The 13,899-nt window shown below is 31.5% G+C and carries 10 protein-coding genes; 7 read left to right on the top strand and 3 right to left on the bottom strand.

Features of this window, described 5'->3' with window-relative positions; translation table 11 throughout:
- Positions 1 to 76: 76 nt before the first annotated feature.
- Positions 77 to 1,768 (top strand): T9SS type A sorting domain-containing protein, encoded by a 1,692-nt coding sequence (locus tag Q4Q34_RS13130; RefSeq protein WP_303316047.1) that lies wholly within the window; start codon positions 77 to 79, stop codon positions 1,766 to 1,768.
- A gap of 365 nt (positions 1,769 to 2,133) precedes the next feature.
- Here the strand turns inward: Q4Q34_RS13130 and Q4Q34_RS13125 are convergent, their stop codons facing one another.
- Together Q4Q34_RS13125 and Q4Q34_RS13120 are read right to left on the bottom strand one after the other, a co-directional pair.
- Positions 2,134 to 4,422: a tail fiber domain-containing protein gene (locus tag Q4Q34_RS13125; RefSeq protein ID WP_303316048.1), complete on the bottom strand. Its 2,289-nt coding sequence runs from the start codon at positions 4,420 to 4,422 to the stop codon at positions 2,134 to 2,136.
- Between the two features lie 5 nt (positions 4,423 to 4,427).
- The gene (locus Q4Q34_RS13120; RefSeq protein WP_303316049.1) at positions 4,428 to 4,922 is read right to left on the bottom strand and encodes a T9SS type A sorting domain-containing protein; all 495 of its coding nucleotides are present in this window, start codon (positions 4,920 to 4,922) and stop codon (positions 4,428 to 4,430) included.
- Positions 4,923 to 5,149: 227 nt separating this feature from the next.
- Here Q4Q34_RS13120 and Q4Q34_RS13115 point away from each other — a divergent pair, with 227 nt between their 5' ends.
- From Q4Q34_RS13115 to Q4Q34_RS13095, 5 genes are all read left to right on the top strand, one after another.
- Entirely contained in the window at positions 5,150 to 6,139 is a 990-nt protein-coding gene (locus Q4Q34_RS13115) for a hypothetical protein (protein WP_303316051.1), read from the top strand.
- Between the two features lie 102 nt (positions 6,140 to 6,241).
- Complete coding sequence (locus tag Q4Q34_RS13110; protein ID WP_303316053.1) at positions 6,242 to 6,679, top strand: nuclear transport factor 2 family protein; 438 nt, start codon at positions 6,242 to 6,244, stop codon at positions 6,677 to 6,679.
- 66 nt (positions 6,680 to 6,745) lie between these two features.
- On the top strand, positions 6,746 to 7,405 hold the full coding sequence (locus Q4Q34_RS13105; RefSeq protein WP_303316055.1) for a histidine kinase: 660 nt from the start codon (positions 6,746 to 6,748) through the stop codon (positions 7,403 to 7,405).
- Positions 7,406 to 7,408: 3 nt separating this feature from the next.
- Positions 7,409 to 9,277 (top strand): sensor histidine kinase, encoded by a 1,869-nt coding sequence (locus Q4Q34_RS13100; protein WP_303316057.1) that lies wholly within the window; start codon positions 7,409 to 7,411, stop codon positions 9,275 to 9,277.
- Between the two features lie 10 nt (positions 9,278 to 9,287).
- Entirely contained in the window at positions 9,288 to 10,046 is a 759-nt protein-coding gene (locus tag Q4Q34_RS13095) for a LytR/AlgR family response regulator transcription factor (RefSeq protein ID WP_303316058.1), read from the top strand.
- A gap of 133 nt (positions 10,047 to 10,179) precedes the next feature.
- On the opposite strand, the gene ppdK is transcribed toward Q4Q34_RS13095, so the two are convergent.
- Entirely contained in the window at positions 10,180 to 12,909 is a 2,730-nt protein-coding gene (gene ppdK / locus Q4Q34_RS13090; RefSeq protein WP_303316059.1) for a pyruvate, phosphate dikinase, read from the bottom strand.
- Positions 12,910 to 13,205: 296 nt separating this feature from the next.
- Between ppdK and Q4Q34_RS13085 the strand changes: the two genes are divergently transcribed.
- Entirely contained in the window at positions 13,206 to 13,862 is a 657-nt protein-coding gene (locus Q4Q34_RS13085; protein ID WP_303316061.1) for a DinB family protein, read from the top strand.
- The last annotated feature ends 37 nt before the right edge of the window (positions 13,863 to 13,899 follow it).

Below are 13,899 nucleotides of genomic sequence, written 5' to 3'. Positions count from 1 at the left end.
AAAATAAGACATTTCTTTCCCTTTGGGTCAGTCCTTATTTCAATATTTGTACATAAATCTTTAATTAAAAAAAACTATGAAAAATTTTTTAAAAACATCTATTATCGTACTCTTTTTAATAACGTGTACTCTAAAAGCTCAAACTAAAACAATAATGCACAGAGCTGGAAATCCGAATTTTGATTATAGTACGGAATTTATTAACGCTGCTAAAAATAACCAAATTATAAAATTTCAATCCGGGAAAACTTATAAATTTAAGAAGGCTGTGACTTTATCTGGAAAGATAAACTCGGTTCAGGCTACAGGTAATACAAATGCTAAATTACAAGTTGCAGGGAATTTTGCTACTTTTATCACATTGGGGAAAAAAGTAAATTTTAAGCGTTTAACTTTTGACCATGGAAACAAAGGAACCCCGTTTTCTCCTATTGTAAACCTTAACAACAAATCAGGAGTTAAATTTGAGTTCTGTACTTTCCAAAACAGCAAGGGCGGAGCTATTGCTGCAGGTAAAGGTTTTGGATATCATACAAACGGCTTAAAGGTCTTGAACTGTAAAATTAATAATGTTACAGGAACTGCAGCAATTACTCTTATTGATAGGAGAACAAATAAAAGAGATAATAAAGGGAATTTCACACAATTTGGTAAAAAAAACCCAGTACTAGCATTTACACAATCAGTACAAATTAAAAACACTGTATTTACTAATTACGATGTAGGAATTCGTATGGATTGTGGTAATGATTTTTACAAAAACAAAAGCTCTGATAGAGGTGTAAGAAGGTATGAAGGTAGCACTAATGTTAAATTAACAGTTGAAAACTGTACTTTTAATCAAGCAAGACGATGGAATATTGGTGCCGTGCAAGCACAAGGTATGAATTTCAACAACAATACTTTTGTAGGCGGAGGAACAAATAATTATCCAAATCCGTCCTCTTTTCATATAGAGCAGTTTTGCAAAAATGTGACTGTTAAAAACAATACGTTTAATATTAAAAAAGGAATTATTTTTTCAATAGTTGGAAAAGAAGGTTATAAGAGATATACAGAAAACCCAATTACTTTATACGATAATAAAGGAGGAAGAGATCATCCTATAGCAGAAGCATCTCCTACCTGTAATACAGGTTTATTGTGTAAACGTGATATACATTCTTATGGTCCTAGAAATTTTGTTATACAGGGTAATAAGTTTAATAGTAAAAGCAGTAATGTAAGCACTGTTATTTCTGTAAACGATTCAGAGGGATTTAGAATTGGTGGTAGTGCAAATAATCTAAAAAATAGTTATTCTGGTAATTTCAAAAACAAAAAGCTCTTCCTTAAAAGAGGTGATTCTGGACATAAGAATATGGTTATTGCAGATAGAATTTCAGCATGTGATATAAAAACAGAAGGAAATGTCTGGTTTAATAACCAAAGATCAAATATAAAGTTAAACGGTAGTAATTTTAATGGTTGTACAAATCGTAAGGTAAATGAAAAACCTAAAACTATAGCTGAAGTAGAAGAAGAACAAAAAACAGGTTTATCTTTTTATCCAAACCCAGCAAGCAATAAACTTCATTTAGTTACGGGAGATAGTGACTATAATGTAGAAATTTATGGTATAATGGGTAATAAAATTAAAAGCTATCAAGTTCACAAAAATTCTAATATTGAAGTTTCAATATCTGATATTAAATCAGGTGTATATTTAGTAAGATATATAAGTAAAAATGAAACTTCCAACCAAGTTAAAAGATTAATTATTAAATAAAGGTTTTATTAATTTGAAAATATTGGAGCAATAACATCAAATAAAAGAGGCCGTCTAAAAAGATTTAGGCGGTCTTTTTTAATTTGCTGATGCAAGTAATTTGACAAGAGCAAACAGAGCTATGGTTCTACAAGAATTATTGTATATCTAAACGAAGAGTCTCTAAAATCATGCGTGAGCACAATTGGATCAGTAAGCGCAAAAAGAAATTTAAAGCTACCACTCTAAATCAATTTTTGACTATATTTGAAAAAAGGGTTCAACTCTAAGTAAAGTCAAACCCTCGATAAATTCTATTTACACACTTTTAGGGATAGTGTCTGCTAAAAAAAGCAACTCCTTTTTACAAACTAACCAATTACCTCCTAATTAAAATTGGATTTATAAGATGCTTCTAAAGTTGATAATCTAGCTTCAAACACTTTTAATTGTGATTCTTTTTCTTGATTTATTTTAATTTGTGAATCAATTATGTTCTGTTGATCCTGTATGGCTTTAATTAATACCGGAATTAATTCTGTATAACTCACGCCATATCTGTCTATATCTTTATCATAGCTGACAACATTTTTAATGACTTCTTCTACATCTTGAGCAATTAAACCTAACGACTTATAATCTTGCGTTTTTCCTTTCCAATAATATTGTGCTGGTTGTAATTGTAGAATCTCCTTTAGACCATAAGACAAGTCTTCTATATCGCGTTTTAATCTTCTATCTGAGGCATGTACAACACTATTATCAACGTAAACCTCACCTCCTATTTTTAAACTACCTCCTTCTTTTTGAAGAAAAAGAGTAGATGCAACACCATTTTCGCGAGCTTGTATCTCATTTGAATCCAGAACCAAATTGTTATAAGCTTCACCGCCTAATAACAAATACCCTGAACCACTTTCTAAATTTACATCATTCCCAAATCGAACATGTAGAGATGTTGCTGGTTCCTTTATACCAACACCTACATTAGCATTAAAACTTACTTCGCTGGTTTCAAAATCCCCATAAATTAATGGATATTCACTTTCATCATTATTAATATAAAGCCTATTGCTTCCTGTTTCATTATGACCTGCCTTATACCCTATAAAAACATTATTACTCCCCAACGACAATCTACCTGCTGATCTACCTATAGCTACATTACCACTTCCTGTTATATTTGAATGAAGTGTAAGATTTCCAATTCCCACATTATAACTACCAGTAGTATTAGACTCCGCAGCAGCAAATCCTATTGCGACATTACTATTACCAAACGTTTTATCTTTCATCGAATTAGTTCCGATAGCAATATTATAATTCGCATATTTATTAGAAGTTAAAGATGAATTCCCAAAAGCTATATTATTTCCTCCACCTACATTTGAATATAAAGCTCGAGCCCCACTAGCAATATTATCATGCCCTTCTGTATTATTAAATAATGCTTCTAAACCATGGGCTATATTACTACTTCCAGTTACATTTCTGCTTAATGCTGCTGAACCATTGGCTATATTATTACTCCCATTTATATTTCTGCTTAATGCCCCTTTTCCGTTTGCTACATTATTAGATCCTGTGGTATTAGAAAATAAAGCGTAATGACCTTGTGCTATATTAAAATCACCTTCAGTATTCTTCGACAAGGCATTATACCCATTAGCTACATTATTAGATCCTGTCGTATTAGAATGTAAAGCCATGGTCCCTATAGCTATATTTGCATTTCCTTCTGTATTCGAAAAGAGTGTAGAATACCCTAAAGCAATATTGCTGTTTCCAACGTTACTATTAAAAAGAGCCTGATAACCATTTGCTATATTATTAGATCCTGAGGTATTAGTATATAGCGCTGTATAACCAGTGGCTATATTATTCTCACCCTCAGTATTATTATATAATGCTCTATAACCATTCGCCATGTTATTAGAGCCAGAAGTATTACTATACAATGCCGTATAGCCATTGGCAATATTATTAGAACCATTTGTATTTGAAAATAGCGCCGATTTACCAATAGCTATATTTCTATGGCCTTCAGAGTTATTATATAAGGCTTGATTACCTATAGCTGTATTTTGAATCCCAAGTATATTAAACCTTAAGGATTCCAGTCCTAATGCTATATTATCGGAACCTTCACTGTTTCTTTGCAAGGCATTTTCACCTAAACCTATATTGTGATTATCTGTAAAATTATCATTTTCTCCTGCATTATCTCCTACGTATATTGAACCTCCCACACCCTTAGCTGTAACACCGTTTTTATGTGCCTGCCATTTACCTAAAGCTTGCGCATAAGGCACCCCCATAAACTCTGTCACTCCAAGCGCTGTACCATTTAAAGCAACGCTTAAAAAATGTTTATCTTCTGCCCAGTCTATATCTGTAAAAGCTCCTTTAACCGGTTGTCCATTTCCAATAACTAATGAAAAAACACCATTAACATCTGTCATCACAGTATCTATTTCTCCATATATAACACTCCCATCTGCTGTGCTTTTTATAATACTAAGCTCTAACGTAATTTCTGTATCTGTTAGTAAACCACCATTAGCATCTCTTGCAATTCCCTGATAATTTATACCTTGTTGTGAAAAAGTAGCTAGGCTCATTAAAGCAATAACTATAAATAATTTATATTTTAATTGTTGTAAAATTGTTTTCATGACTTTTACTTTTTTATAATTTTAAATGATTTGTTGTAGTTCGATGATTTATCTGTGATTACTAGTAAATATGTACCACCTATTAAGTTTCTCATATTAATCTGAGTGTGTTTATTTAATATGTCTTTTTGGATATTTAACATTTGTTTTCCTCCTATATCAAAAAGATGCACCGTATAATTTTTAGGGTCTTTTAGTTTATATTTAATCTGGATATAATCTATAACTGGATTTGGAAACACACTAATTTCATTGGGATCATCAATTAATGTTGTTACATTTAATGTATCGTCATTAAATATCGAACCCCAGAAACCTTGTTGAATGACTTCTCCATTTTGAACCATCCCTATTATTGGTTCTCCCACAGTAAAATTTAATGTATACATGTCATTGGTTATAGATTTACCTAAACCAGCCAGAACTTGTTTTGATATGGATTGCCCCTGTATTTGTAGAGATACAAAAACAATAATAAACAGCAGTAATATTTTTTTCATGGTCTATTATTTTATAATTAATACCACACAAACTTATTACAGCGTAAACCGTTTATTTTTTTGCAATTGATAATTGGACAGAATCAATTGATAAATGGAAGTCTATTAAAATGTTAAAGTAAATTATGCAAACTATCAACTCTTAATTGCCATTTATCAATTGCCATAATTTTTGCCTCTCATTGTGTTTTACGTTTGTCCCATCAAAATTTTAAACAAAAAATATCATGAAAAAATTAAGTTCTTATTTATTAAGTATTGTAGTAATCGGTTATCTGGTTTTAGTCATAACATCATTAATAAGTTGTAGCAAAGATGATGGTCCAGCTGTACAAGAAGAAGAAATATTAAAAGAAACACCTCCAACATTAACATTGGAAAATGGTAGTGAGGACGTTCAACTAGGAATTATTGGAAGTCCCGAAAATGGTGTGCTTACCCACTCTATCAAGGCAGTAGCTCCCGATGGTTTTAAATCATTAGTAATTAGTAAAGTTGTAGATGGTAATGAAACAGAATATGAAACAATTGATGCCAATCATCCTAATTATAACGCTAATAGTAACACACAAATTTACAACCTGAATTATAATTTAAAAGAAAAAGATTTGCATCATAAACTAAACTTTAAAGCTGTTGTAACAGATATAAACAACAATACATTTGCTTTAGATTTTGCTCAAGCCAGAGCAGAAATGCAAATGATAAAAACAACCATTATACTATCAACTATAGTCCCCTATAACAATAGTACCACCATCCCTTTTTACCTTTACATTAATGGTAATTCTATTGCCAGTATTGGCTATAATGGTGTTAAAGATTCTGGAAAATCTATTGCTGCTGTTTTTTCCTATAATAAATACGATGGATTTTATTTGTCTTCACCGTATATAACTATACCTAAAGATGTCGTCCAAAATTTTGACCATAGATCAACTACTAAGTTTAAAAGAGCTAAGGACGAACCATACGAACTAGCTTTAGATGCTGAGTATGGTATTTTTGATGCCCACAATGTAATAAGCAAGTTTGATGAATTAGATTTTAATGCCAACGAACAAAAAGCCACTGGTGTTGATAATGGGCCAATGCGTTACTTTTTTAGAACAGACGACAATAGAACGGGGGTTTTCCAAGTAAAAAAATATTTAAACATAGGAGTAGATTCACATCTGGAAATTGAGATTCTGATAACTGATGTAGTTAAAGTATAGTTTCATATTAGTTAATTATTTTCCTACCACATTGGCTCTAATTGAAGGAAGAGTCAATGTGGTTTAACTATCAATAATCCTTCTACTTACATATATAAACAGATGAAATATTCAATTTTAATAATAATGATAATAAGCTTATTTAGTAGCACAACAGGATTTTCTCAAGAAAATAATATTGAAAAAATCAAAACAACTATTATTGCTTTCGTTAAAGCTGGTGATCAAAATGATCACGAGACATTAGCAACCTATTTAGACGATGACTATAGACTTATAATAAATCGTTTGTTTGGAGCTAGTACAGTAAACATTATGTCTAAATCCGTTTATTTAGAAAAAATAAAATCTAAAGAACTAGGTGGAGATAATAGAACCTTAACCATTCATGAAATACTTTTAAATGGTACTACAGCTATGGCAAAAGTGACATTAAAAGGAAAAAAAATGACTTTTGTTTCTCTAATAACCTTACTCATGGACGAGTCTCGTAATTGGAAACTAATAAACGATGTTCCTTTTATAATAAAAGAAGACTAATAAATAGCTGGTCTTTTATAGCCCTGACAACTCAAATCTACCAAAAACAAAAAACATAAAAATGATATGCCAGAAGAAACTCTTTTAAGTGTCAAACAAGAAATGATTGCTTTAAAATTAAAGGTGTTTAATTCACAAATGAATCCTCACTTTGTATTTAATGCCTTAAATGCCATTCAATATTTTATTACTAGTGAAAACAAACGACTCGCTTTAGAGTACTTCTCTGTTTTTAGTAAGCTTATCCGCTTTTATCTAAATCACATTGAAAAAGAAACGGTACATTTAAAAGATGAAATAGCCATGTTACGATGGTATTTAAAATTACAAAAGCTCCGCTATAATAATCAGTTTGAATACGAAATAGTTATTGAAGAAGGTTCTAAAAATATCGAAGCTGCGATCCCTTCTTTTATTCTTCAAAATTTGTTCGAAAACATTATTGAACATACCGTATTCAACCAGTATAAAAATTATAGTATTAAAACATCTTTTAATATTTGTAAAAAGAATGTATGTGCGGAAGTTATACAGAAATATGAAACAAATTCAGAAAAAATAATAGATTACACACCAGAATATAGGAAATGTATGGTAGAATGGCAGGATCAAATACGACTACTCAACAAAGTGAAAAAATATAATATTGTAAAAAAAATATCTTTTAAAACACAAGCTGACTCAAATAGCGGAAAGATATTATTAAGTTTACCAAACTTATTATAGATTATGTTTAAGCTTTTAAATAAAATATCACGATTCGCTTTACTTGCACTTAGTATATTCTTTAACAGCTATGCACAACAAATTAATAACAAAAATACTGCTTCTATACCATTTACCATTTTAAAAACTATAGATGACACACTAACTATCAACACCATATTGCATTCCAATGCGTCTTTTCAAGATTCAAAGTTATTTGTAAACAAAACGCTTCCTAAAGACACCTATTGGATTAAATTGGATTTTAAAGAGGTGCTTAACACTTTAAAAACTGATAGTTTATGGTATTTAAAGTTTGGGAATTTTGGCTATGGCAAACTTTATAATTTAAATAATGGTTCTATTTCCAGTAAAACTATTGGTCAATTTGAGGCAGACAAAGAAGTACGGCTAGTGAAATTTCATTCTGAAGTGTCTTTTTCTTCCACGTCACTTTTTCAAAACAGATTTCTTTATTTAAAAGTAAAAAAAGTAATCTCAAGAGAATATCCCAAAGATTGGGAGTTTAGTTACATAAGCCATGCTAAACATACTTTAAATAAAGATTATTCTACATGGAATGAAACAAAGTCTGTACTCCCCATGTACATTTTTGCAGGAATATGCATTATTATGGTTTTACTAACCCTGGCATTCTTTATATATCTAAAACAATTAGAATTTCTATTTTATTCATTATATGTCTTTTGGCTACTTGTCCTTATAAGTGGTTATGAATTGAAAATATACGAGGTATTATTTGGAGATAATCTTCTTCTTAAATATTGGTTTTACGAAGTTGTACAAATGTTTATTAATTCGGCATATATCTTTTTTGTTATGTTTTACTTAAAAACAAAAATTGATTATCCCATTATACAACGACTCTTAAAATTTATGTTAGTACTTCAAATACTTGTTTTTATTTTGGATACTTCTTTTGTGTACTATGAGTTCTTTATTGGTCATATTTATATTATAAATATGGAACGCCTTACTTTAATCGCATCTTCAACTGCTGGTTTAATTTATTTAATTTTAAATGGTAAAAACAAACTAGTATATTTTATTGTTTATGGATTATTTTTCTTTTTAATAGGAACCATTGCCCATTTTTACCATACTAGAGGATCAGCGCTTCTTGATTTGAATAGCCGCTATTATTTAATGATAGGGTGTGCCTTAGATATTATAATATTTGCTTATGGATTAACATACAAGGTCTTTTTAGAACAAAATGAAAAATTACACTATCAAAAAGAGGCGTTTACAAATAAAACCCAAGCGTTGCGAGCGCAAATAAATCCGCATTTTATATTCAACTCGTTAAGTTCTATTCAAAATTTAATAACAAGTAACGATAGAATATCTGCTTTAAAATATTTATCAAAATTTAGTAGATTAACGCGTAACATACTCGAAGGTTCTATAGAAACAAATGCACTTCTTGAAGATGAAATTAAAATGTTGAATGACTATTTAGAGTTAGAGTCTCTTCGTTTTAATGCTACTTTTAATTATACTATTAATATTGAAAATAATGTACATACGAAAGCTATTGAAATACCAGCATTAATTGTACAACCTTTTGTTGAAAACGCTATCATTCATGGACTTCTTAACAAAAAAGGCCATGATAAAAAACTTAGTATAACTTATAAAAAAGAAGATGATTTTATTATTTGTGAGATAGATGATAATGGTATAGGAAGACAAGCTACTTCCAGAAAAGAATCTATACATAGATCCAGAGGTGTAGAAGTAACTCAAGAACGGTTAAGATCTTTAAATAAATTGAAAAACACCAATGTAAAGAATATTAAGATAATAGATAAAAAAGATAATGAAGGCAATTCTTTAGGGACAAAAGTTATTGTTAAAATTCCAATATAAATAGTTAATTATGAGTTTAAGAGCTGTCATTGTAGAAGACGAAAAACATAGTAGAGAAACCCTTAAAAACCTTTTACAAGAGTTTTGTGTAGATATCGAAGTTGCAGCAATGGCTGAATCTGTTAATGAAGCTGTAAGTACAATAAAATCATTAAAACCAGATGTCGTTTTTTTAGACATAGAGCTACAAACAGGCACAGGTTTTGATGTATTAAATCAAGTCTCTCATCTTAATTTTGAAGTTATTTTCACTACAGCTTTTGAGCAATATGCAATCAAAGCTGTAAAATTTAGTTCTTTAGATTACCTTTTAAAACCTATCGATCTGGACGAACTTAAAAAAGCTGTTGAAAAAGCTCGTATTAGGAAAAATCAAGACGTTTATAAAAAGCAATTAGAAACACTCATGCTAAATCTTAAACAACAAAAACCTAAACTCAATAAAATTTGCTTGGCAACTTCTGATGGTTTTGAGTTTATAGATGTCAATAATATCATTTATTGCAAAGCTGAAGGTTCTTATACCAAATTTATTCTAAAAAAATCTGAAAATCTTCTAGTTAGCAAACATTTAAAAGAATATGAAAATTTATTATTAGAGCAAGGTTTTATGAGAGTTCACAATAGCTTTTTAATCAATCTAAAAGAAGTAAAAAAATACATTAAGTCAGACGGAGGTTATATCGTTATGAATAATAATGATACAGTAAGTATTTCTCGTTCAAAAAAAGAGGGATTTATTGATGTTATATCATCTTTAATGAATTAAATCATAAATCAGCTTACTTGTAGTTTTGTATTATGCAATCGATCATAATGCTTCATAAAAAGTTTAAAAATAAAAGCCCTCAGTAAATACAATACTTTGGGCTTCTATGATCATAATTAAAAAAATAAAATATTTATAATGTAGCTTTTATAGCTGCCTGTGCTGAAACTAATCTCGCAATTGGCACTCTATATGGTGAGCAACTCACATAATCCATTCCTATATTATAGAAAAATTCAATAGAACTTGGTTCTCCTCCATGCTCACCGCAAATACCAACTTTTAAACTTGGTTTGGTTATTCGACCTCGATCTATTCCTGTTTTTACCAACTGCCCTACTCCTTCTTGATCTATAACTTCAAAAGGATCTACTTTTAAGATTCCTTTTTCAATGTAAATTGGTAAAAATTTACTGGCATCATCACGAGAATATCCAAAGGTCATTTGTGTTAAATCATTCGTTCCAAAAGAAAAGAAATCGGCTTTTTTCGCAATCTGATCTGCCATCAATGCCGCTCTAGGTATTTCTATCATAGTACCTACTAAATATTCTACAGTATCATTTCGCTCTTCAAAAATAGCAGTTGCCGTAGTTCTTATGATCTGTTCTTGAGCTTCAAACTCTTTAACAGTTCCTACCAAAGGAACCATGATTTCCGGCTTACAAATAATACCACGTTCTTTTAAATTAAGTGCTGCTTCAATAATAGCACGCGTTTGCATTTCTGTAATTTCTGGATATGTATTACCCAATCGACAGCCTCTATGCCCTAACATGGGATTAAATTCTTCCAATTCTGCTACTTTGTTTTTAACAGCCTGCAAAGAAATATGCATATCTTCAGCAAGCTCTTTTTGGGTCGCTAATTGATGGGGAACAAATTCATGTAATGGGGGGTCTAGTAATCTAATAGTTACAGCATGGCCTTCCATAGCCTCAAATATACCTTCAAAATCAGCACGCTGCATTGGTAACAAATCCTCTAAAGCTTGTTTTCTTTCTTTTACAGTATCAGCTAAAATCATCTCTCGCATGGCTTTAATTCTATCAAGTTCGAAAAACATATGTTCTGTTCTTGTTAAACCTATCCCCTGTGCTCCAAAACTACGAGCTACTCTAGCATCTTTTGGACTATCGGCATTTGTTCTAACTTTAACAACACCATATTTATCGGCAAGTTTCATGATTTCAGCAAACTCACCCCCTAACTCAGGTTCTCTGGTTGCTACTTTTCCTTCTATGATATTACCAGTAGAACCATTTAATGAAATCCAATCACCTTCATGATATTCATGGCCATCCACTGTAAGGGTTCTCTTTTTATAGTTAACCTTCAAAGCACCTGCACCAGAAATACAACATTTACCCATACCACGGGCAACAACAGCCGCATGTGAGGTCATACCACCTCGAGCAGTTAATATCCCTTTAGCAATATTCATCCCTTCTAAATCCTCAGGAGACGTTTCTATTCTAACTAAAATACTGCTTTTGTACTTATTTGCTTCATCTGCAAAAAAGACAATTTTACCAGTTGCTGCACCAGGCGAAGCAGGCAATCCCTGTGCAATAACATTCGCTCTTTTAAGTGCTCCCGGATCAAAAACGGGGTGCAAGAGTTCATCCAACTTATTTGGTTCTATTAGTAATAATGCTTCTTTTTCATCAATCATCCCTTCTTTTAACAAATCCATGGCTATTTTCACCATAGCAGCACCCGTACGTTTTCCGTTTCTTGTTTGCAGAATCCAAAGTTTACCATCTTGCATTGTAAATTCCATATCCTGCATATCACGGTAATGTTTTTCCAAAATATCCTGATAGGTATTTAACTCTTCAAAAATGGACGGCATCAATTCTTCCAGTGAAGGATAATTTTCTTTTCTATCTGCTGCTTCTATTTTTGCTAATTCTGCCCAACGTTGCGATCCTAGTTTTGTAATTTGCTGAGGCGTTCTTACACCTGCTACAACGTCTTCTCCCTGAGCGTTAATTAAATATTCTCCATTAAACACATTTTCTCCTGTTCCTGCATCACGTGTAAAACATACACCAGTTCCAGAATTATTACCCATATTACCATAAACCATAGCTTGTACATTGACGGCCGTTCCCCAATCTGCAGGGTATCCATTCATATTTCTATAGTAAATAGCTCTATCACCATTCCAGCTATTAAACACTGCAATGATTGCTCCCCACAGTTGATCCCATGGATCTGTTGGGAAATCTAGTCCAGTCCTTTTTTTAATCGCACGCTTAAAATCGTAAACAAGGTCTTTTAAATCCTGTACGGTAAACTCTGTATCCAATTGAATACTTCTTTTTTCTTTAAGATGCTCCATAATTTCCTCGAAAGGGTCTATATCTTCCTTTGAAGCCGGTTTCATACCCAGAACGACTCCTCCATACATCTGAATAAAACGACGGTAAGAATCCCAGGCAAATTGTTCATTGTTTGTTTTTTTAGCTAATCCAAGTACCACATCATCATTCATACCCAAATTAAGAACGGTGTCCATCATACCAGGCATAGATACTCTGGCGCCAGAACGTACGGATACTAGTAACGGATTTTTTTTATCCCCGAAAGAAGTTCCCATTTGAGTTTCGATACTGGTTATAGAAGCTTCGACCTCTTCTTTAATCATTTCTACCAAAGCTTCTTCTCCTAATAAATTATATTCTGTACAAACTTCAGTTGTAATAGTAAACCCTGGTGGAACCGGTATTCCTAATGAACTCATTTCTGCTAAATTTGCTCCTTTCCCACCTAAGAGGTTTCTCATTTTGCTGTTTCCATCAGCTGTTTTGTTTCCAAATTTGAAAACTCGATGCTTTACATTTTCAAGTATTTCCATAATTATTATTTTAAATTTCTCGTTTTAAAAAGTCTTTTAAAAGTACATTTTTAAAGGAAAAATCACCATGATAAAAGTCATGTTATAAGCCTTTTACACTTAAAAAATCACATGTTTTCAATATTGAAATTTATTTCGTTAAAAACCTAAACTCAGCACAACTTAGTTTAATTGGTACTTGTTTCCCTTGCGGAAGACAAGGTGAAGTTTCTCTTTGATTAAGAGTTTTTAAAAATGCAAAAAATGGATTCTGGAAATAAATAAGTAAATTTATGAGATATCTAAATATCGTCATCATGGAAAACGAACTAAAATCAGTAAACAGAAGAAATTTCATTAAAACATCTTCTTTATTAACTATCGGAACTCTTGGAAGCACTAGCCTATTTGCGGCACCGCACCTAAAGCCCCTTGGTAATGTCTCACAGGAAGATGATATTAACATTGTAGGGCCTAAAGAAGGCTATACACCCCAGATAGGAACACTAGTTTCTATGATGAACTGGATGCGAATGGTCATTCTTGCTCCTGTAAAAGATATGAGTATATCAGATCTGGATTTTTTGATTGACGAAAATGCGAATACTATTGGAGCCATGCTTATGCACTTAGCTGCTACTGAACGCTTTTATCAAATTCATACATTTGAAAATAAAAAATGGGGAGATTGGTCTAAAGAAGATAAAGATAAATGGAATGTAGCTTCTGGCTTAGGAGAAAAAGCAAGAAAAGAAATTAAAGGAAATAACTTCGATTATTATTTAAATCATCTTTCTGAAATAAGAGAAAACACACTGAAAGAGTTTGCAAATCGAGATGATGAATGGTTAATGTCTGTCGATAATGATTTTCCATGGGGCCCCACAAACAACTACTGTAAATGGTTTCATGTATGCGAGCATGAATCTAACCATAATGGACAATTCAAATTTATAAGATCGCGAATAAAATAATACGCTTTAAAGACACAACTCAAATAAATGAAAAAAG

Origin of the sequence: Flavivirga abyssicola (assembly GCF_030540775.2) — a bacterium.
GTDB lineage: Bacteria > Bacteroidota > Bacteroidia > Flavobacteriales > Flavobacteriaceae > Flavivirga > Flavivirga abyssicola.
The sequence above is the reverse complement of the archived record's forward strand: the minus strand, read 5'-3'. Positions and strand labels throughout refer to the sequence as shown.

What these genes read in the sequence shown, in the direction of transcription:
- Q4Q34_RS13130 (WP_303316047.1), top strand. Translation starts at nt 77, where the DNA reads ATGAAAAATTTTTTAAAAACATCTATTATCGTACTCTTTTTAATAACG.
- Q4Q34_RS13105 (WP_303316055.1), top strand. Translation starts at nt 6,746, where the DNA reads ATGCCAGAAGAAACTCTTTTAAGTGTCAAACAAGAAATGATTGCTTTA.
- Q4Q34_RS13115 (WP_303316051.1), top strand. Translation starts at nt 5,150, where the DNA reads ATGAAAAAATTAAGTTCTTATTTATTAAGTATTGTAGTAATCGGTTAT.
- Q4Q34_RS13120 (WP_303316049.1), bottom strand. Translation starts at nt 4,922, where the DNA reads ATGAAAAAAATATTACTGCTGTTTATTATTGTTTTTGTATCTCTACAA.
- Q4Q34_RS13110 (WP_303316053.1), top strand. Translation starts at nt 6,242, where the DNA reads ATGAAATATTCAATTTTAATAATAATGATAATAAGCTTATTTAGTAGC.
- Q4Q34_RS13095 (WP_303316058.1), top strand. Translation starts at nt 9,288, where the DNA reads ATGAGTTTAAGAGCTGTCATTGTAGAAGACGAAAAACATAGTAGAGAA.
- Q4Q34_RS13085 (WP_303316061.1), top strand. Translation starts at nt 13,206, where the DNA reads ATGGAAAACGAACTAAAATCAGTAAACAGAAGAAATTTCATTAAAACA.
- Q4Q34_RS13125 (WP_303316048.1), bottom strand. Translation starts at nt 4,422, where the DNA reads ATGAAAACAATTTTACAACAATTAAAATATAAATTATTTATAGTTATT.
- Q4Q34_RS13100 (WP_303316057.1), top strand. Translation starts at nt 7,409, where the DNA reads ATGTTTAAGCTTTTAAATAAAATATCACGATTCGCTTTACTTGCACTT.
- ppdK (WP_303316059.1), bottom strand. Translation starts at nt 12,909, where the DNA reads ATGGAAATACTTGAAAATGTAAAGCATCGAGTTTTCAAATTTGGAAAC.